Genomic DNA, 19,275 nt, shown 5'->3' with positions numbered 1-19,275 from the left:
ATGCGGGCTAGTTGAACTCGTAGCCGACGAAGACCTTCGCCGCGACGTCCGAGCTCGCCTCCGTCAACCCGAACAGCACGCCGAAGCTCACGGTGAACTCGTCATATTTCCCCGGCACGCCGCGTTCTGACTCCTCTATCAGCGCCTCGTCGTCGTCCTCGCCCCACGTGAAATAGAAGGCGGGACCAATATAATGTTCCTGCTCCTGGAAGGACGTGGAAGCGATATCCTCTGCCTCGCCGAAGGCTTCGAGCGCCAGCATCAGCCGGTCCGTGACGTTGTAGGCTGCCTGCAGGCTGTATTCGACGCCCCACACCCCGTTCTCGCTGTCTGGCCCGTACTCGTCGAAGAACAGAATGTCGTTGGTGAGCAGAAAGTCGCCCCGGCCGTATTCGAAGATCGGCCCGAAATGGAAATCTCCCGAGCCTTCCGGCGCATTGCCAACGCCTCGTTCGATGCCCCCCTGCATCGCGAAGCCGATGCCGTCGCCCTCCAGGGTAATGATCTCGACCTGGGTCTCGAACTCGATAGCGTTGATCTCGAAGGTCTCGCCATCGGGCACCGTGTAGCCTTGCGTGAACGCGAGTAGCCAGTGGCTCGTCGGGCTCATCTGCAGCTCGAACTCCTGGCTCTGGCGCAGCGGCTTCTCGTCTTCGTCCTCTTCCGCCGCCGCCAGACCCGTATGGCCCGCGCCGCGATATTGCAGCTGGATCTCGCCCGCATCGATCGTGGATTCCTGGACCTCGAATTCCGCGCGCGCGGCGTCCGACGGCAACATCGCCAACACCAGACCTGCGGCTGCCGCGAGACCGCCCCTGGCGATCCATCTGTTGCACTCAGTACTCAAGGGCCACCATCGCTTTCAAAGAGAGATCCGTTGTCGCGGGCGTGAGCGCGAACAAGGCGCCGAGCCCGATCTTCCAGGCCGTCTCCGGCTCGTCTCCCGCCTCCTCCTCCGCAAATTCGTCGAACTCCTCCTCACCGAGGAGCAGATAGAGCGTCGGCCCGGCCCGATGGACCTGATCCTCGAAGGGCGAGCTGTCGGAGAGATTTTCGATTTCGCCGAAGGCAAGGGCTGCAATCGCCCAATGCTTGGCAAAGCGGTACTGCAGCTGAGCGGCATATTCGAAGCCGGTCGCGCTCGAGGCGTCCCTGCCCCTCAGCCCCGTCAGCAGCGGGTTGAGGGTGAGCAGCCAGTCGCCGGTCGCATATTCGATGATCGGCCCGTATTCGTATTCGTCGGGCAGATCCTGCAGGTCGTTCAAGTAGTGGGTGTAGCCGAACATGAACGCCACCCCGAGCCCCTCGGGCGGGCGGCGCAGCAGCACGAATTGCGTCTCGAAGTTGAAATCGGTGTATTGGAGGTCACCGCCCATGGGCTGGGTCAGGCCCGGCGTGATGCGGTACATCCACCAATCGGCCGGCGCGAGCTGGAACTCCAGCTCGTGGCTCTGTTCGAGAGACGCTTCCTCGCCGGGCTCGGCCAAGAGGAGGCCGTCATGAGTCGCACCGCGATATTCCGCTTCGATCGAGCCGGCCTCCGCGTTGACTTGTGGAATTTCGAACTCGGCATGTGCCGCCGATGACGCGCACGCGATTACCGTAGCCGCGGCAACAGCAACCACGGCTCCGCTCTCCCTCTTCTGACGCGATACAATCCGAAGCGGTTTCAAGCGGCTCCCCCCGACAGCCAAACCTAGGAACCATAGATCGCCTTGCCGACGATTTGTGCACAGCCTAGCCACGCGCCTGAGGCGCGCAAACGGAAAAACGGAGATCGTGGCAATAGCGCCGGGAAGATTTGGCATCGGGTGGCCCGAAAGCCACAAGTTTCGGTGCTCCGGGCCTCTTCCCCACAACCGAGATGAATGGCAGATGAAGTCCAGATGAAAATCTAATTACCATCGCCTGCAACCCTCGGCAGGACACCGGGAAAATGAGGTATAGAGGGGAAGAGGATTGTCTGGCCTGAGAGGCACATGATGACTGCCTGGCAGCGACGCTGGGGCGGGAGATCGGAACCGCCGCCGGTGCCGGGTCTCAGAGCGCGAGATTTGCAATGCGTTATCAGACCAAGCTGCTGCTTACGGCCGGGGTATTGCTGATGCTTTCCCTATCGGCAGCAGGTCTCGCCTATTGGGGCGTTGCCCAGTCCCACGACTACCTGAAGCGATCGCGCATCGCCCACCAGGAGCTGGAGCACCAGCTCCAGCTCTCCCGCCATAGCCGTCAGCTCTTCAAGGCCTGGACGGACACGCTGCTGACCGGGACATCCGAACGCCCCTTCGGCGCCGCCTATCTTGAGAAAGTCATCGAATCCGACCTCTCCACCCTGGAGGAGCTAAGCCGCCGGGAGATGCAGCTGGTCGGCCCCGAAGAGGCCGAGGTCGAGAACGAGGAACTCATCCGCCTCAATGCCATCAAGCGAGAGTTCCAGCATACGCTCGATCAGCTCGCCGAAGTCGAGCAGCTCAGAAGCCGCGGCCGGCCCGATATCGCCTGGCAGCGCCTGATCGAGCTTCTCAAGGGCGGCATCGACAAGAAGCTCAACGAGCTGGTGGAGGCGGCCGTCGCCGACGAGACGGCCGAAGTGGCCCGCATCGACGCCGACGCCGCCCAGCTTCTCGCCCGCCTGGAGCGGATCAGCCAGATCCATGCAGGCATCGCCATCCTGGCCACGCTCGGACTGGTGATCTTGCTGCTGCACCGACTGCGCGCGCCCCTTGCGGAGCTCTTGCGCGGCACCCGTTCCCTGGCGGAAGGCGATCTCTCTCACCGCATCGCCATTACCGGCCGCGACGAGTTCGCCGATCTCGGCCAGAGCTTCAACCAGATGGCCGCCGACCTTCAGGCTCACCAAAAGGCCCTGGAAGCCGCCCACGCCAATTTGGAGACCATGGTGGCCGAGCGCACCGAGGAGCTGCGCCGGGCCAACGAATCCTTGCGCCATATCGACGAGACCCGACGCGGCTTCTTCGCCGATATCAGCCACGAGCTGCGCACGCCGCTCACCATCATCCGCGGCGAGGGCGAGATCACCCTGCGCGGCAAGACCAAGCGCATCGCCGAATACAAGCACTCCATCGAGCGCATCGTGCAGCAGGCGAAGCATCTCTCGGTTCTGGTGAACGACCTGCTCTTCATCGCCCGCCAGGGCGCCGGCGCCGCGAAGATGAATGTACAGGATATCGACTTGGCCGAGCTGCTGGCGCGGGTTTGCGACGATATCTCCGTCGTCGCGAAGTCCAAGGGCGTCGAGGTGAGCTTCGAGAGCAAGGCGAAGAATACCCGCATGCATGGCGACCCCGCGCGGCTCCGCCAGCTTTTCGGAGTCGTGCTGGACAACGCGATCCGCTACTCCAAGACCAAAGGCGCCGTGAAGGTGAGCCTGACGCGCAACCGCGATATCCTGACCGCGCGATTTGTCGATGACGGAATCGGCATCGCCCCAGAGGAACTCGAAAGCGTTTTCGAACGCTTCCGCAGAGGCGGCAACGCGACCGATCACAACGAAGAAGGAATGGGCCTCGGCCTGCCGTTGGCGAAGGCCATCGTCGAAGCCCATAAGGGAGAGATCAAGATGCAGAGTCGCCTGGGGAAAGGCACCACAGTCATCGTCACCTTGCCGGCCGACGAAACCGGCACGGCGCCTTCCAAGAGCGCGGGCAAACCTTCGGCCAAAACCATCAACTCAAAGGCGAAGTCCGCCGGAAAAGCGGAGGCGCAGACGTGAACGTATTGCTGGTAGAAGACGAGCCGCGGGTCGCAGATTTCATCGACCGGGGGCTGCGGGCGGAGAACCACGGCGTCACGGTCGCGCCCGCCGGGGGCGAGGCGATCGAGGTGGCCAAGGGTGGCGAGTTCGACGTGATCGTCCTCGACCTCATGCTGCCCGACATGCATGGCTACGACGTTTGCCAGCGGCTGCGCGCTGAGGGCAACCACACCCCCATCCTCATGCTGACGGCCATGGACACCCTTGAGGACAAGATCAAAGGCCTGAAGATCGGCGCCGACGACTACCTGCCCAAGCCCTTCGATTTCGACGAGCTGCTGGCCCGCATGGAAGCGCTCGTTAGGCGCTCCCACAATTTCGCGCCGAGCTCCAACAAGCTGCAGGTCGCCGATCTCGTGCTGGACCGGGACGCCCTCGAGGTCACCCGCGCAGGCGAGACCATCAAGCTGACCGCCAAGGAGCTCGCCATCCTGGAGCTTCTCATGGGCGCGCCGGGCCGGGTCTTCTCCCGCACTCGCATCCTCAATCAGGTCTGGGGCTACTCCGAAGATCCGCTCACCAACGTGGTCGACGTCTATATCGCCAGGCTCCGGCGCAAGATCGACACGGAGGAGAAGGAGCCCTTGCTGGAAACCGTCCGCGGTCACGGCTATCGCCTCAAAGCGGTGAACGACAAGCCGGAAGCCGCCGATACCGCCAATTCAACTGCACCGAAGGAGTGACCGTTGCGTAATCTCATTGTCGCTTTTCTGCTTTTCGTAACGGTGCTGCCATTCGCCCGCGCCGCATCCGCGCAAGACGACGAGATCTCCGTCGGGGTTCTGAAGTTCGGCACCGTGAGCTGGCTCCTCGACACGATCCAGCACTACAAGCTCGACGAGAAGGCCGGCATCAAGCTCGACATGCTGCCGCTCGCCAGCAACCAGGCCACCGCCGTGGGCCTCCAGGGCGGCTCAGTCGACATCATCGCCACCGACTGGCTCTGGGTCTCCCGCGAGCGCGCCAGCGGATCGGACTTCACCTTCTCGCCCTTCACCACGGCGCTCGGCGCCATCATGGTGCCGCCGGATTCGCCGATCCAGACCCTCGGCGACCTGAAGGGCAAGACTCTCGGCATCGCCGGTGGTCCCCTCGACAAGAGCTGGCTGCTCATCGTGTCCTATGCCAAGCGCACGGCCAATATCGACCTCCGGACAGAGACCCGCCAGGTCTACGGCGCCCCGCCCCTGCTCTCCGAAAAAGCGATCCAAGGCGAGCTCGACGCCGTATTGAATTACTGGCCCTACGCCGCGCGTCTCGAAGCGAAGGGCTTCAGCGAGCTGATCGGGCTTGAGGACGTCGTCGAGGAGCTCGGCGCCAAGGGCGAGGTCTCCATGGTCGGATTTGTGTTCAGCGAAGATTGGGCCGAGGACAACCCCAAGGCCATCGACGGGTTCCTGGAGGCCGCTTCTGCCGCCAACGAGCTTCTCGCCACTTCCGACGAGGCCTGGGACCGTCTGCGCCCCATGATGAAGGCCGAGGACGAAGCCACCTTCGAAGCGCTCCGCCGGCGCTACCGCGAAGGCATCCCTGAGCGGACCACCACTCAGAACGAAGCGGACGCCAAGGTGCTTTATCAATTCCTGCGTGAGCTCGGCGGCGAGCGCCTGGTGGGTCCGAGCGAGCAGCTCGCGCCCGGCACCTTCTGGATCGGCAAAGGCTCGTGACCCTCACCCACGCAAAAACCCGGCGGACCACGCTCCCCTGGACCCAGTCCGGGCCCGTGGTAACGCTGATCTCCTTCCTGGGCTTTGTCGCGGTCTGGTTCCTTGCAGCCTATATCGCCGACAGCAAGCTGCTGCCCGGGCCCGTGGAGGTGATGGCCTTCACCATCGAAGAGGCCGTGGATGGGCCGCTCCTCTCGGAGCTCGGCATCACCTTGTGGCGGGTCGCGGCGGCCTTCGTCATCGCCATGGTGATCGGCTGCGTCATCGGCATCGCCATGGGCGAGTCGGCCATTCTGAACCGATGGCTGGATTCGTGGCTCATCGTGCTTTTGAACCTCCCGGCCCTGGTGATCATCATCCTGGCCTATGTGTGGTTCGGCCTGACCGAGGTGGCGGCCATCGGCGCCGTGGCGTTGAACAAGATCCCAAACGTCATCGTCACCTTGCGGGAAGGCGCCCGCTCCCTCGATCCCGGTCTGGACGAGATGGCCAGGGCCTATCGCATGCCGGCCATGGACCGGCTCAAGCACGTGCTCCTGCCTCAGCTTCAGCCCTACATCGCTGCCGCGTCCCGCACGGGCCTCTCGCTGATCTGGAAGATCGTTCTGGTGGTGGAGCTGCTCGGCCGCTCCAACGGCGTCGGTTTCCAGCTCCATCTCAACTTTCAGCTCTTCAATGTCACCGCCATCCTCGGCTACACGATCGCCTTCGTGGCGGTGATGCTCGCAATCGAATTTTTCTTGGTGCAGCCCTTTGAACGTTACACGACCCGTTGGCGAAACCGGCCGGTTTGAGATCGATATTGCGGAGAAGACCTATACCGGCGCCGATGGCGTGCCGGTCTCGGTCATTCGCGATTTCCATCTCCAGATAAAGCCCCAGAGCATGACCGTGCTCATGGGCCCGTCCGGCTGCGGAAAGACCACCTTCCTGCGCGTCCTGGCCGGACTGGACCAAAGCTTCGACGGCAGCATCGACATGCCGGCGGACACCCGCATCGGCTTCATGTTTCAGGAGCCCCGCCTGCTGCCCTGGCGGAAGGTGCGCAAGAATATCGAGCTGGTGGCCGATGAAGGGTTCACCGAGGAGGACATGGTCCTCCTGGCCGACGCCCTCAACATCGCCGACAAGCTGGATGTCTACCCCAACGAGCTTTCCCTCGGCCTGGCACGGCGGGCGGCGCTGGCCCGCGCCTTCGCCACCCGGCCGAATCTGCTGCTTCTAGATGAGCCTTTCGTCTCCCTGGACGAGCCGACCGCAGATCGCCTGCGCCGGCTTCTTCTGGAGGTCTGGGAGGCGAGGCCGACCACCGCCGTGCTGGTGACCCACAACCCGCGCGAGGCGGTGATGCTGGCCGACGAGCTCGTGTTGCTCGCGCCCCGGCCAACCCATGTGCTGGAGACGATACCGATCGACGTGCCGCAGAACGAGCGGACGCCAGCGATGATCGAGGAGATCTTCTCCGATCTGCTCAAGCGTTATCCGGAAAACTTCACCGGTTAGGCGCGCAACGCTGTTCCCGCAGGACCGGCAGGACATCCGTCAAACGCAGGACGCCAGCCAAAAGTAAGACGCACGGCTTTACGCCGCCGCGCCCGCTTTGCGCTGCTGGATGCCCCGTGACGGATCGTAGGCCCACGCCGACAGCCCCAGGAAGACGATGGTGCAGCCGCCCACCACGGCCAGCGCTTCCCAGTCGATCTGTTGGTAATAGGCGAAGCGGATCAGCTCCACCGCGTAGGTGAACGGGTTCCAGAGGCAGATGTAATAGAGGATCTCGCTGCCCTCCCGCATCTTCCACAGCGGATAGAGCGCCGAGGAGGCGAAGAACATCGGAAAAATCACGAAGTTCATCACGCCGGCGAAGTTCTCCAGCTGTTTGATGGTCGATGAGATCACCATGCCCATGGCGCCGAACATCATGCCGGTGAGGATCAGCGCCGGCAGGATCGTGATCAGAGCCACCGGATCCGGCAGCGTCCAGAGCGGCCCGCCCTCGGAGAGCCTGACCGAGACGGACGGCAGGTCGATCCCGAACAGATAGGCGACGAACAAGAACGCATAGGCCTGCACCAGGGAGACCAGCACACTGCCGAACAGCCGGCAGAACAGCAGATAGGAGCGCGGCAGCGGCGTCGTCAGCAACACGCGCATCGAGCCCATCTCCCGGTCGTAAACCATGGATAGCGAGCTCTGCATCCCGTTGAAGAGCTGGATCATCGCCAGCAGACCGGGCGTGATATAGACCTGATAGGTGATGTAAGTCTCATAGGGCGGCTGGATATTGACGCCCAGCGCCGCGCGGAACCCGGCTGCGAACACGACCAGCCAGATCAGCGGCCGCACCATGGCCGCGAAGAAGCGCTCCCGCTGCTGCAGGAAGCGAAGCATCTCGCGCCCGACGATACCGTTGAACGCCCGGATCAGATGACCTGTCCTCATGCCGCGATACCTTCCTCGGGATCGGAGGTGAGCGTCTTGAAGGCCTCACCCAGATCTTTCGCGCCCGCCTCCTTGACGACATCCTTGGCCCGGCCGCGCGCCACGATGCGTCCCTTGTCGAGCACGATCAGATCGTCGTCCGGCTCGATCTCGTCGAACAGATGGGTGGCCCAGAGCACCCCGATTCCGGAATCCTCAGCCAGCCGGTGGATGTGGTCCACGATGGCCATGCGGGTGGGATTGTCGAGGCCGATGGTCGGCTCATCCAGCAGCATTAAGGAAGGGCTGTGCAGGATACCGCGCGCGATCTCCACACGGCGCCGATGGCCGCCATTGAGGGAGCGCACCCGCTCCCCGATCCGTTCGCGCATATCCAGCGCATCCAGCGCCCGTGCCATGCGCTCGTCCGCCTCCTTGCGGGGAATGCCGCGCAAGGCCGCGAAATAGCGGAGGTTCTGCTTGACCGTCAGGTCCAGATCGAGGGTCGGCTGCTGAAACACGACACCGAGCGGTCCGAGCGCCCGGCTGCCCACTTCGGCCGGCGACAGCCCGCAGATCTCGATCCGGCCGATAGGCGCATCGAACAGGCGGGTGATAAGCGAGAAGAGCGTGGTCTTGCCGGCGCCGTTCGGCCCCAGCAATGCCGTCACCCTGCCGGGCAGGACCTCGAAGCTGACATCGTCCAAGGCCTGCTTCTCACCGTAATAGTAGGAGACGTTCTTGACGCTCAGAACCGGTCCGGCAGACGCGTTCGACTTGACTTCCTTTTGCATGGATTGACGTCTTTCGCGCCGTCGACGATGGCCACGGCCCGCCTTTGTTTCTTCCCTGCATCAGAGATAGCGGTCGGTCAGAACCGACACAAGCCCGAGGCCGGCGGCCTGCACGGTGTTAATGTTCTTGAAAGGTCGGGCTAACCCGCTTTCGCCGGGGTCCTCCAGCGGCATCCGCTTCCCGCGCACCACGCAAAAGACAGGCAAGCAGACAAAAAAGAAGCCGCCCCGAAGGGCGGCTTCCGTATTCGTCGTCTGTGGTTCGATCTAGAAGAAGATCACGCCACCAACCTGGAACAGATCCCAGTCTTCGGTAGCGAAGGAGCCACCGCCGGCTGCAGCGCTGAAGTCCGCGTCCAGCGACTGGTGCTGCCAGCGACCGAAGAGGTGCATCGCAGCAGCGTCGATCTCCTGGACCACACCCAGACCGTAGCGCTCGACTTCCGAGCCGTCGAAGACCTGCGCACCCAGAGCAGCGTTGGCAAAGAAGTACTGGTCTTCGTAGTTGCCATACTCACCGTAGAAGGTGGTCGCACCCATCGGCATGAAGGACTTCTTCAGGAAGGGCTTCAGGTACCAAACGTTGGTGTCAGGCGCTCCGACGAGGTCCAGCGTCTCGTACTGGTACATACCGTACAGACCGAGGCCCGAAGGATCGTGCATGACGGTAGCACCGGCCTGGTGAAGGTCGGAGTCTGCCGTGGCGATCGGGAGACCCGTACCATTGCCGCTGGTGTGCGTGTAGGCATACGCAGCGGTCGTGGTGAAGGAGCCCCAGTTGCCGTTGTAGAAGACAGCAACGTCGCCCTTGTCGTCCTCACCCCAAGATGCCTCGAGGCGGAAGCCGGCGATCGTCGGCGAGTCGTACCGAACAGCGTCATAAGCGACACCATTACAGTCGACACCGATACCTGCACCACCGATGCCGTAGCAGCCGAGGAAGTTACCCCAGGTCAGAGCGCTGGTGCCTCCACCGGGCGTACGCAGGAAGAAGCCAGGGCCCTCGAAGAACACCGCGTTGGATTCGATGACCGTGCCAGAGGCGTCGGCCAGAACCGCTGCGTTGTCAGAGGCCGGGCTCAGCGTGCCCCAGTTCAGAGTACCCCACTTATCGCTCTTGATGTACATGTAGGAGTACAGCGTGCTGATGTTGTTGAACTGGTCGTCGTTGATCTGGTTCGACGCAAAGCCGAACACATCGGCCGGCGCCAGAACAGTCATGTTGTAACCAGCCGACCAACCGGGAGAGATCTGAGCCTCACCCGTGATAGCGAAACGGCTACCAAGGTCGTAGTCCTTATCGCCAACGACCGAGTTGGATTCGAAGCCGTCATCCCAAACGTTGAACGACTTGACGACCCAGCCAGAGATCGTGACGGACACCTTCTTATTGCCCTTGCGAACCGTCGTTGCCTCTAGCTCAGCCACCCGCTCTTCAAGATCAGCACAGCAATCGCCCCCGAAATCCGCGGCTTTCGCCGGGCTGGCGCTCATGGCGTAAACGCCAAGCGTCAATCCGAGTGCGGTCGCGATGGTGATGCGGCTGGATGTTTTTTTCAGTCCCCCGAACATATCCATCTCCACCTTCCCTAAATTAAAAGTCCCATCCAAACTCTCAGGCTGGATTTGCATGGGTTGGTTATCCCCCAGTGCCCGACTGCCGCCTTTGCGACAGTCCCTCCCTTGAGAGAGTTCTGATGTTGGTTATACGGATTCCCCGGACAACGTAAATTGCTATCAAAGCAGGCGGCTAGGTTTTTGGACCTCTTGTGACATTTGAGCCACGAAAGATTGACGGCCCTTTGACCCTCTCGATTTTCCGGTCGTTCCTAAAAACTCAATAAAAACAGTAGGTTATTCTGCGGCATCCGGTCGCGTGCGGTGTTTTGCGCCTCTGGCAACAGATCTGGGAAAATTTCCCGGTTTCGTTGGCACTCTGAGGAGAATGCCGCTTTCGTAGTCACTCAGATGTTGTTTTTTGAGCCCGATTTCGTGTCCCGAAACCGGGTGTTTGCACAATTTGGCGGCAGGCAGGGGCGATTCCCTCCGGGTTTGCCGCCTCTGAGGGATGCTGCGACACTAAAGGACTTGCCTTCCACCGCCGCAGAGACTTGCTAGCGCTTTCGGCCCGCCATGAGATAGGATCGGGTCGATGGTCATGCGTCGCCCGGTCGGCGGCGCCCAGAACCAAAAGCATCACAAGCATAAGGCGCAAAGCCAAACGCGCGGGGAGCGTTCGACATGGATCAAGTCGCAATCGATCAAGCCGGCGACGAAGGTCGGCTGTCCGGCAAGCATATCCTAGTGGTGGAAGATGAAGCTTTGGCGGCACTCCATCTGGAGGACATGCTCCAGGAGTTGGGCTGCCAGGTCGTCGGGCCGGCGGCACGGGTGAAGCACGCCATCGAGCTGCTCGACCAGGAAATGCCGGATCTCGCGATCCTCGATCTCAACGTCGCCGGCGAGCTCGTCTATCCCGTGGCCGACACTCTGGCCGCGAAGGGCGTGCCGTTCCTGTTTGCCACGGGGCTGGGCGTCGCCTCCCTGGACCAGACCTATCGCGATCGCCCGGTCCTCCAGAAGCCGTTCGCATTTTCGGATCTGCGCGACGCCATGGCTGCGAGCCTGATCACGGCATAACAAGCCTCGTCACGACACAAGCACGCCCACAGCGCGATTAGGCCCCGTCCAGGACCGTCTGTTGGAAAGGTTGCTTGAGAAACCGGCGCGTCGGCGGCAGCGGGGCTAGTTAACCCGCGTCACCTCGACGAGGTTGTCGGAGAAGGTCGGCGCATTGCCGAGCCCGCAATGGGCATCCGACGAGATCGAGTTGACCGAGCCGTCGGAGCGGTTGAGCGAGCGCCAATAGCCCAGCGTCGCCACCACACGGCCCGCCGGCACGTCGTCCGTGACCCTGGCATAACCTTCAAAGCCGCCCCGGCCGTTATGCACCCGCACCGGATCGCCCTCGCGAATCTGGCGCGCCTGGGCATCCTCAGGGCTGATCATCACGAACTGCTCGCCCTGGCCCTTAATCTTGTGGGGCTCGTTGGCGTAGCACGAGTTCAGGAAGCCGTGACTCTTCGGCGAGACGATATTGAGCGGGTAGAGCTTGCCCAGATCCTCATTGGTTTCCGGGCTCTCCCGCGGCGGAACGTAGCCCGGCAACGGATCGACATCCTCGCCCGACTGCATCTCCTCGTACATGTGCCGGAAGGGCGGCGCGACGAAGTTCTTCGCACCTTCGACCTTGAACTCCACCTTGCCCGATGGCGTCGGGAAGTTGCCTTCCGCATGGGGCAGCCGGTCGTCGGGCGTGCCCACCGCGAGATGGAAGAAGCCATGCTCGCGGAAATAATCCATGTCGATCCCGCCCATGGCGTCCGCATCCCAATCGAGGAAATGCTCGATCTGTTCCTGATCGGACATCTGCAAGCGCGGATCGTCGAAGCCCATGACCTTGGCGAGCCGGCGGAAAATCTCCGAGTTGGAGACCGCTTCGCCCCGGGGCTCGATCGCCTTCTGATTGAGCGTCAGATAGAAATGGCCCCAGGAGAACATCATGTCGTCGTGCTCTCCGGCCATGGTCGCCGGCAGGATGATATCGGCGTAGCGCGCCGTATCGGTGATGAAATGCTCCGCCACCACCGTGAACAGGTCTTCGCGCTTGAGGCCCTCGACGATCTTGTCGGTGTCGGGCGCCTGGCTGACCGGATTGGTGTTGTAGCAGAAGAAGCTCATGATCGGCGGATCGAGCTCCATCTCGCCGGTCAACGCCCGGCCGAGGCGCAGGTTGTTGACGACGCGGGTGCCCGGGTTGATCCAGTCGGGCCGCGAGACCCGGTCCCAATGGACCGGAAACTCCCAAAGCGGCATCTGCAGCAGACCGCCGCCCACGTGACGCCACGAGCCGGTCAGGGCCGGAATGGCGCAAACCGCGCGGATCGTCTGGCCCCCGCCCGCATGGCGCTCAAGCGCCACGCCGAGCCGGATCACGGACGGCTGCGTGGTGGCGAATTCCTTCGCGAGCTGGGTGATCTCTTCCGCCGGCACCCCGGTGATCTTCTCCACGTATTCGGGCGTGAAGTCCGAGGCGCGCTCTTTTAGGTCCTCGAAGCCGACCGTGTAGTTGTCGACATAATCCTGGTCGACCAGCCCACCCTCGACGATGGCATTGATGATGCCCATGGCCAGGGCACCGTCCGTGCCGGGCTTGGGGCAGATATGCCAGTCGGCGGCCTTCGCCGTGCGAGACCGGTAGGTGTCGATCACCACCACCTTGGCGCCGCGCTTGCGCGCTTCCAGCACGAAGGGCCAGTGATGCAGATTGGTCGAAATCGAGTTGCAGGCCCAGATCACGATGAACTTCGAATGGACGAAGCTCTCAGGATCCACGCCGCCGGTCGGCCCGACGCTCAAAAGCCACGCGGTAGATGAGCCCGACGCGCAGAACGTCTTCTCGTTCACGGTCGTGCCGAGCTTGTTGAAGAAGGCGTCGCCCGCTGTCAGCCCCTGCACCAGCCCCTCGTTGCCGAGATAGCTGTAGGGCATGATGGCCTGCGAGCCGTATTTGTCGATGATCTCCGTCCACCGGGTCTTGATCGTGTCCAGAGCCTCATCCCAGGAGATGCGCTCGAACTCCATGGAGCCCTTCGGCCCCGACCGCTTCAGCGGGTAAAGCACCCGATCCGGATTGTAATGGTGGTCGTGATAATCCTTTAGCTTCACGCAGAGCGTGCCGCGGGTCATCGGGTGATCTTTGTTGCCGCGCACCTCTACGAGCTGCCCGTCTACCACCTCGTAGACCATGGCGCAGGTGTCCGGACAATCGTGCGGACACCCGCCATAAAACCGAGAGCTTGGTAGTTGTTCGTTCATGCTCCCGATAAGTCCTCCCCAGACTTGGACCGTCGTTTTCGACTGTGTCGGGGCGCACACTACTCAGGCATGTAGGATTTGTCGATTACGAATTCAAATCACGCGATAGAATTTTTTGATTCAAGCGAAGGTTGAGAATTTTACAGGTCCAGTTGGTAGGTGACGGGCACCCAGCGATACCCTGAACCCTGCTTTTCGACAAAGCCGACCGACGGGAAGGACATGTGATATCCGACCACCGGCAGACGCTCGCTGGCCGCCATTGCGTAGATCTTGCGCCGGGTTTCCGCCCCTTGCTCCTTGTCCATGTCGAAGAGCGCATGCCAGTCGGGGCGCGCAAGGGATGCCACCTCGTGATGAGCGCAATCGGCCCACAAGAGTAGTTGCTTGCCTTCGCTTTCCAGATGGAAGGCTAGATGGCCCGGCGTGTGGCCGAACGCCGCGACCGCCTCGATTCCCGGCGCCACCGAATCCCCCGGCTTGATGCGCGTCAGCTTTTCATCGAGCGGGGCCACATGGCTTCGAAACAGCACGGCACTGTTGTAGTCGTTGCTCTCTTTGTCGGCGGAAAGCGCGACATCGCTGCGCCAGAAGTCGAACTCCTTCGCGCCGATCACGGTGCGGGCGTTGGGAAAGAGCGGCTTCCCTCCTTCCAGGAGCCCGCCGACATGGTCCGGATGGCAATGGGTGAGGACGACAACGTCGAAGTCTTCCGGCTTGAACCCCGCCGGGCCGAGCTGAGCCGCCAGCCAGCCCCCGTCGGGCCGCGGCACGAACCCGTCGTCGCCATTGCCGGTGTCGAACAGGATCAGCTCCTTGCCCGTATTCACCACCGTGGGCGTGAAGCCTGGGCGGAACCGCGCGGGGGGAAGCAGATTCTCCCGCATCAAAGCTTCCATCTTCTCCTGGGGCTGATCCTCGCCGACGATGGGCCACGGCCCGTCGATCATCGCCCGCGCATCCATGATCGTGGTGATCTCGAAGCCACCGAGCCGGAACCGGTAATGGGTGGGGTAGGACGCACCGAGGTAAGGCGCCGCCGCCCGCGCCTGCCCAACGGAAAGCCCCGTGGACAGGGTGAGCAATGTCGCCCCTGCCGCGGCGGTCAGCGCCTCGCGCCGGGTCATCTCAAGCTTTCGCCGCTTCACTCCGTCTGCCATTCTCCGTCTCCATATCGATGATTGATCGGATTGGGAGACTGAGCGACGAAGCCCATGACGCGCTTGTATGAATCTGCTGCCGGCCAACAAGATCCGCGGCCGCTCTGGCATGTTGAGCCAGACCGCGCGTTCTTCGCCGGTCCGCTCGGCCATAACGTGCCCCACCGTCACGCCACGCCGGTTCTGCTGACAGGGCTCTACGGCGCGTTCCGCCTGCGCGTCGAGGGCGGAGACTGGCGCCTCGCCCACGCCGCCATGATCCCCGCCAGCACCTCTTACGAGTTCGACATGGGCGGCGAGCCGCTCTCCGTCCTTTATCTGGAACCGGATCTTGCCGGACTGGAGGCGCTCGCCCCCATCCTGCAGGAGGCATCCGCAGAGGATGGCGTGATCATAGGACGTCCCGCGACCCTCGAGGTTTTCCGCGAGCTCTTCGAATCTCCGGAGAGCCACCGCTGGGCGCATCTGGCCCTGTCCGATGTCGTCTCCTACGCCGGCCGGAATTCCCTCACCGAGATCGATCCGCGCATCGCCACTCTGGTGCGGCGCCTGTCGGAAGACCTGACGGAGCAGATCCCGGCCGAAAGCCTCGCGGCGGAGGTCGGTCTCTCCGTCTCACGGATGCAGCATCTCTTCACCGAGACGGTCGGCGTCCCGATGCGCCGGTACCGCACCTGGCGGCGGCTCCGCTCGGCCATCAGCGAGGCCGCAAACGGGAGCAGCGGCACCGAAGCCGCCCATGCGGCAGGCTTCTTCGACCAGGCCCATTTCGGCCATGCATTCCGGAAGGCATTCGGCGCACCGCCACGGCTTGCCGGCGTGCGCGGCAGCTAGACCGCCTCGGCAGCGGCCGGGCGGCGGGTCGCCACGAAAGCCGCGATGAACACGCACGTCATCAGCAGCACGATGGTGGGCGCCGGCGCGCTGTCGATGAAGAAGCTGAGATAGACGCCGAGCAGCGAACACCCCACCGCGATGGTGACCGCGGTCAGCAGCATCAGGCCGAACCGCTTGGTGATCAGGAAGGCGATGGCGCCCGGCGCGATCAGCATGGCGATGGCGAGGATAATGCCCACCGCCTGAAGCGCGCCTACGATGGCAAGCGACAGGATGCATAGCAGCCCGTAGTGCAGCGTGCGGACCGGCAGCCCGATCGCCTTCGCCTGCTGAGGATCGAAGGCCTGCAGCAGAAGATCCCGCCATTTCAGCGCGATGGCGCCCACCACGACGAGAGCGATGACCGCCGATTGGACGATGTCGTTCCAACCCACGCCCAGCATGTCGCCGAACAGGATGTGGTCGAGATGCAGATTGGTCTCGATCTGCGTGTAGAGCACGATGCCCAGCCCGAACATGCCGGAGAACACCACACCCATGATGGTGTCCTGCTTCACCCGGCTGTTTTCGTGCAGGAAGCCGGTAGCGAGCGCGCAGACCATGCCCGCGGCGAACGCGCCCACACCCAAAGGAATCCCCGCCACATAGGCGAGGACGATCCCCGGCAGCACCGCATGGCTTGTGGCATCGCCCAGCAGCGCCCAGCCTTTCAGGACCAGATAGCAGGAGAGCAGCGCCGTCGGCACCGCCACGCAGACCGCGATGATGAAAGCCTGCTGCATGAAGGTAAACAGGAACGGGGCTTCCGGGTGCGCCAGGAACGTGTTCATGCGCGCGCCTCCGAGGCATCCACTTCCGAAGAGTGTAGCTCCGAAGTCCCTTCCAGGGCCTCCGCCGCCTTACGCCGCGCCGCCAGCATCCCGTGCTTCGGCGCGAAGACGAAGGCGGTGAGGAAGACAAGCGTCTGCAGCACCACGATCACCCCGCCTGTCGCTCCATCCAGGAAGTAGCTCGCATAGGCGCCGAGGAAGCTGGTGACGGCGCCGATCAGGATGGAGATCACGATCAGCCGGGGAAAGCGGTCGGTGAGCAGATAGGCCGTGGCGCCGGGCGTCACCACCAAGGCGATCACCAGGAAGGCGCCGACGGTCAGCAGCGCCGCCACGGTGCAGGCGCTCAGCAGCGTGAAGAACAGGAACTTCATGGCGGGCGGATTGAGCCCGGCTGAATGGGCGTGGTTCTCGTCGAAGAACACGGCCATCAGATCCCGCCACTTCAGGGTCAGCAACACGAGGGAGACGCCCGCGATCAGCACGAGTTGCAGCGTGTCTTCAGGCGTGATCGCCAGGATATTGCCCAGCACGATCTGCTGCACGTCGACCGAGGTCGGCGACAGGGAGACCATGAACAGGCCGAGCCCGAAGAAGGAGGTGAAGATCAGCCCGATGATCGCGTCTTCCTTCAGCTTGGTCCGCTCGTTGAGAAACAGCATGGCGCCCGCCGCCAGCCCGCCGGCAAGAAAAGCGCCGAATGAGAACGGCAGGCCCAGCATGAAAGCGCCCGCAACGCCCGGCACAATGGAATGGGACAAGGCATCGCCGATCAGCGACCAGCCCTTGAGCATCAGATAAGCTGAGAGAAACGCGCACGTAGCCCCGACCAGCGCGCTCACCCACATGGCGTTGACCATGTAGTCGTAGCCGAAGGGTTCGAGCAGCGTGGCGATCATTTGCTGCCGCTCCTGGTCCGCCGTTTTGGCGCCGGCTTCTTCTTCGGCTTTGGCGGCGCCTCGCTGCCGTCTTCGCCATAGACCACGAAGGGCCGCTCGTCGTCGGAGATCACGGTCACGCTTTCGCCGGGCTGACCGCCCGGGCCGCGCTCGCCCGGCAGCACGAAATGGCGCAACACGCCGCCGAAGGTGCGCTGCAGATTCTCTTCCGTGAACACCTCCGACGTTGGCCCGGAGGCCAGAACCGTGTGCTTCAACAGCACCGTCCGGTCGCAGAACTGGGGCACACTGCCGAGGTTATGGGTGGAGACGAGCATCACCCGCCCCTCGTCCCGCAGCCCCTTCAGCAATTTGATGATCGCCTCTTCCGTCTTCACGTCGACGCCGGTGAAGGGCTCGTCGAGCAGGATCACCTGGGCGTCCTGGGCCAGCGCGCGTGCGAGGAACACGCGCTTCTTCTGGCCGCCGGAAAGCTCGCCGATCTGACGCTTGGCGAACTCGGTCATGTTGACCCGGTCCAGCGCCGCCGCCACCGCCTCGTGATCGCGCCTGCGCGGTATCCGCAGCATGTTCATGTGACCGTAGCGGCCCATCATGACGACGTCCTCGACGAGCACGGGGAAGTTCCAGTCGACCTCCTCGGCCTGGGGCACATAAGCGACCAGCGTCTCTTTCAGCGCCTGCCGCACGCTTCGGCCGAGGATCGAGATCGAGCCCTTGCCGGCCCGCAGGAACCCCATGATCGCCTTGAACAGGGTGGACTTGCCGCTACCGTTGATGCCGACCAGCGCCGTGATGGTGCCGGTGGGAATCGCGAAGCTGACATCGCGCAGGGCCGTGGTCCCGTTCCGGTAGGTCACCGTCACGTCGTCCACCACAATGCCGCACACGGCTGCCCCGCCATGGGCCTGGTCGATTTCGCCGAGCTCTGGCTTCATTCCGTCAGCCCTTCGGCGATCCGTTCGGAGGTGACCCGCAACAGATCGAGATAGGTCGGCACCGGTCCGTCCGCTTCGCTCAAGGAATCCACATAAAGCACGCCGCCATAGTTGGCGCCCGTCTCGCGCGCCACCTGCTCGGCCGGGGACGGCGAGACCGTGCTTTCGGAGAAGATGACCGGAATGTCCTGGGCCTTCATCTGGTCGATGACCGCGCGCACCTGCTGGGGCGTGCCTTGCGCATCGGCATTGATCGGCCAGAGATAGAGTTCCTTCAGCCCGTAATCCCGGGCCAGATAGCTGAACGCGCCTTCGCTCGTGACGAGCCAGCGCTTGTTCTCCGGCACTTGGTCTAGGGTTTCGCGGATCGGCTTCGCCATGGCCTCGAGCTTCTCGATATAGGCGGCTGCATTCTTCTTGTAGGTCTCCGCATTCTCAGGATCCGCCTCGACCAGCGCGTCCCGGATATTCTCCACATAGATCACGCCATCGGACACCGACATCCAGGCATGGGGGTTCGGCTTTCCGGAATAAGGTCCCTCGCCGATTCCGATCGGCTCTACCCCATCTGAAATAACGACACCCGGAACCTCCTGAAGGTTCCGGAAGAACTTCTGGAACCAGCGCTCCAGGTCGAGACCGTTCCACAGGATGAGATCGGCCCCTTGCGCCTTGATCAGGTCGCCTGGCGTCGGCTGATAATTGTGGATTTCCGCGCCCGGCTTGGTGATGGATTCGACCGTCGCTTTATCGCCGGCGACGTTGCGTGCCATGTCTGCGATCACCGTGAAGGTGGTCAGCACCTTCAGCTTGCCGTCGTCGGCCGCGCTGGAATTTTCGTCGCCACAGGCGGCAAGCGGAAGAACGATCAGGATCGCCAGACCCCAAACACGCAAGAAACTCAAGGCGCCCGCGCCGTCGCGGCAGAGCTTTCCCAATTGCGCGGCCCAGGCGCGATATCCCATGCAAACACTCTCCTGCAGCAAACCCAAATCTCAACCGGGCGGTTTCCCCGCCCTTATCGTCTTATGCACGTAAGCTAGTTGCGAATGATTTGCAACTAAATAAGGAGCGGC

The 19,275-nt window shown here is 63.0% G+C and carries 18 protein-coding genes; 7 read left to right on the top strand and 11 right to left on the bottom strand.

Annotated elements, in window-relative coordinates:
* Nucleotides 1-7: 7 nt before the first annotated feature.
* A complete protein-coding gene (locus ACFQ2F_RS04680; RefSeq protein ID WP_379086426.1) occupies nucleotides 8-847 on the bottom strand; it encodes a hypothetical protein in 840 nt (279 codons plus the stop codon).
* The gene (locus tag ACFQ2F_RS04675; RefSeq protein WP_379086423.1) at nucleotides 837-1,625 is read right to left on the bottom strand and encodes a hypothetical protein; all 789 of its coding nucleotides are present in this window, start codon (nucleotides 1,623-1,625) and stop codon (nucleotides 837-839) included. The genes ACFQ2F_RS04680 and ACFQ2F_RS04675 overlap by 11 nt, the downstream gene beginning before the upstream one ends.
* 434 nt (nucleotides 1,626-2,059) lie before the next feature.
* On the opposite strand from ACFQ2F_RS04675, the gene ACFQ2F_RS04670 reads away from it, so the two are divergent.
* From ACFQ2F_RS04670 to ACFQ2F_RS04650, 5 genes are read left to right on the top strand one after another with little or no spacing between them, the layout of a single operon-like run.
* A complete protein-coding gene (locus tag ACFQ2F_RS04670) occupies nucleotides 2,060-3,733 on the top strand; it encodes a sensor histidine kinase (protein ID WP_379086420.1) in 1,674 nt (557 codons plus the stop codon).
* Nucleotides 3,730-4,458 (top strand): response regulator transcription factor, encoded by a 729-nt coding sequence (locus ACFQ2F_RS04665; RefSeq protein WP_379086417.1) that lies wholly within the window; start codon nucleotides 3,730-3,732, stop codon nucleotides 4,456-4,458. The genes ACFQ2F_RS04670 and ACFQ2F_RS04665 overlap by 4 nt, the downstream gene beginning before the upstream one ends.
* A gap of 3 nt (nucleotides 4,459-4,461) precedes the next feature.
* Nucleotides 4,462-5,442 (top strand): ABC transporter substrate-binding protein, encoded by a 981-nt coding sequence (locus ACFQ2F_RS04660; RefSeq protein WP_379086414.1) that lies wholly within the window; start codon nucleotides 4,462-4,464, stop codon nucleotides 5,440-5,442.
* A complete protein-coding gene (locus ACFQ2F_RS04655) occupies nucleotides 5,439-6,236 on the top strand; it encodes an ABC transporter permease (RefSeq protein WP_379086411.1) in 798 nt (265 codons plus the stop codon). The genes ACFQ2F_RS04660 and ACFQ2F_RS04655 overlap by 4 nt, the downstream gene beginning before the upstream one ends.
* Nucleotides 6,196-6,945 (top strand): ABC transporter ATP-binding protein, encoded by a 750-nt coding sequence (locus ACFQ2F_RS04650; RefSeq protein WP_379086408.1) that lies wholly within the window; start codon nucleotides 6,196-6,198, stop codon nucleotides 6,943-6,945. Before ACFQ2F_RS04655 ends, ACFQ2F_RS04650 begins: the two co-directional genes overlap by 41 nt.
* A 78-nt stretch (nucleotides 6,946-7,023) precedes the next feature.
* Here the strand turns inward: ACFQ2F_RS04650 and ACFQ2F_RS04645 are convergent, their stop codons facing one another.
* From ACFQ2F_RS04645 to ACFQ2F_RS04635, 3 genes are all read right to left on the bottom strand, one after another.
* Nucleotides 7,024-7,884, bottom strand: a complete 861-nt coding sequence (locus tag ACFQ2F_RS04645; RefSeq protein ID WP_379086405.1) for an ABC transporter permease — start codon at nucleotides 7,882-7,884, stop codon at nucleotides 7,024-7,026.
* A complete protein-coding gene (locus ACFQ2F_RS04640; RefSeq protein WP_379086402.1) occupies nucleotides 7,881-8,657 on the bottom strand; it encodes an ABC transporter ATP-binding protein in 777 nt (258 codons plus the stop codon). Before ACFQ2F_RS04640 ends, ACFQ2F_RS04645 begins: the two co-directional genes overlap by 4 nt.
* A 267-nt stretch (nucleotides 8,658-8,924) precedes the next feature.
* Nucleotides 8,925-10,289, bottom strand: a complete 1,365-nt coding sequence (locus ACFQ2F_RS04635; protein WP_379086399.1) for a porin — start codon at nucleotides 10,287-10,289, stop codon at nucleotides 8,925-8,927.
* Between the two features lie 609 nt (nucleotides 10,290-10,898).
* On the opposite strand from ACFQ2F_RS04635, the gene ACFQ2F_RS04630 reads away from it, so the two are divergent.
* Entirely contained in the window at nucleotides 10,899-11,297 is a 399-nt protein-coding gene (locus ACFQ2F_RS04630; protein ID WP_379086396.1) for a response regulator, read from the top strand.
* Nucleotides 11,298-11,402: 105 nt separating this feature from the next.
* Here ACFQ2F_RS04630 and ACFQ2F_RS04625 read toward each other — a convergent pair whose 3' ends face one another.
* A complete protein-coding gene (locus ACFQ2F_RS04625; RefSeq protein ID WP_379086393.1) occupies nucleotides 11,403-13,535 on the bottom strand; it encodes a molybdopterin-containing oxidoreductase family protein in 2,133 nt (710 codons plus the stop codon).
* A 140-nt stretch (nucleotides 13,536-13,675) separates the two neighbouring features.
* On the bottom strand, nucleotides 13,676-14,695 hold the full coding sequence (locus ACFQ2F_RS04620; RefSeq protein ID WP_379086390.1) for an MBL fold metallo-hydrolase: 1,020 nt from the start codon (nucleotides 14,693-14,695) through the stop codon (nucleotides 13,676-13,678).
* Nucleotides 14,696-14,749: 54 nt separating this feature from the next.
* Here ACFQ2F_RS04620 and ACFQ2F_RS04615 point away from each other — a divergent pair, with 54 nt between their 5' ends.
* Nucleotides 14,750-15,529, top strand: coding sequence for a helix-turn-helix domain-containing protein (locus ACFQ2F_RS04615; RefSeq protein WP_379086387.1), 780 nt, complete (start codon nucleotides 14,750-14,752; stop codon nucleotides 15,527-15,529).
* Here the strand turns inward: ACFQ2F_RS04615 and ACFQ2F_RS04610 are convergent.
* The 4 genes from ACFQ2F_RS04610 to ACFQ2F_RS04595 are packed head-to-tail and all read right to left on the bottom strand — an operon-like array spanning nucleotide 15,526 to nucleotide 19,164.
* On the bottom strand, nucleotides 15,526-16,362 hold the full coding sequence (locus ACFQ2F_RS04610; protein WP_379086384.1) for a metal ABC transporter permease: 837 nt from the start codon (nucleotides 16,360-16,362) through the stop codon (nucleotides 15,526-15,528). The two genes, ACFQ2F_RS04615 and ACFQ2F_RS04610, sit on opposite strands and share 4 nt — an antisense overlap.
* Nucleotides 16,359-17,261, bottom strand: coding sequence for a metal ABC transporter permease (locus ACFQ2F_RS04605; protein WP_379086382.1), 903 nt, complete (start codon nucleotides 17,259-17,261; stop codon nucleotides 16,359-16,361). Before ACFQ2F_RS04605 ends, ACFQ2F_RS04610 begins: the two co-directional genes overlap by 4 nt.
* Complete coding sequence (locus tag ACFQ2F_RS04600; RefSeq protein WP_379086379.1) at nucleotides 17,258-18,199, bottom strand: manganese/iron ABC transporter ATP-binding protein; 942 nt, start codon at nucleotides 18,197-18,199, stop codon at nucleotides 17,258-17,260. The genes ACFQ2F_RS04605 and ACFQ2F_RS04600 overlap by 4 nt, the downstream gene beginning before the upstream one ends.
* The gene (locus ACFQ2F_RS04595; RefSeq protein ID WP_379086376.1) at nucleotides 18,196-19,164 is read right to left on the bottom strand and encodes a metal ABC transporter substrate-binding protein; all 969 of its coding nucleotides are present in this window, start codon (nucleotides 19,162-19,164) and stop codon (nucleotides 18,196-18,198) included. Before ACFQ2F_RS04595 ends, ACFQ2F_RS04600 begins: the two co-directional genes overlap by 4 nt.
* Nucleotides 19,165-19,275 lie beyond the last annotated feature (111 nt).

It is taken from the genome of Methyloligella solikamskensis, assembly GCF_042676065.1.
GTDB classification, from domain to species: Bacteria; Pseudomonadota; Alphaproteobacteria; order Rhizobiales; family Methyloligellaceae; genus Methyloligella; species Methyloligella solikamskensis.
The sequence above is the reverse complement of the archived record's forward strand: the minus strand, read 5'-3'. Positions and strand labels throughout refer to the sequence as shown.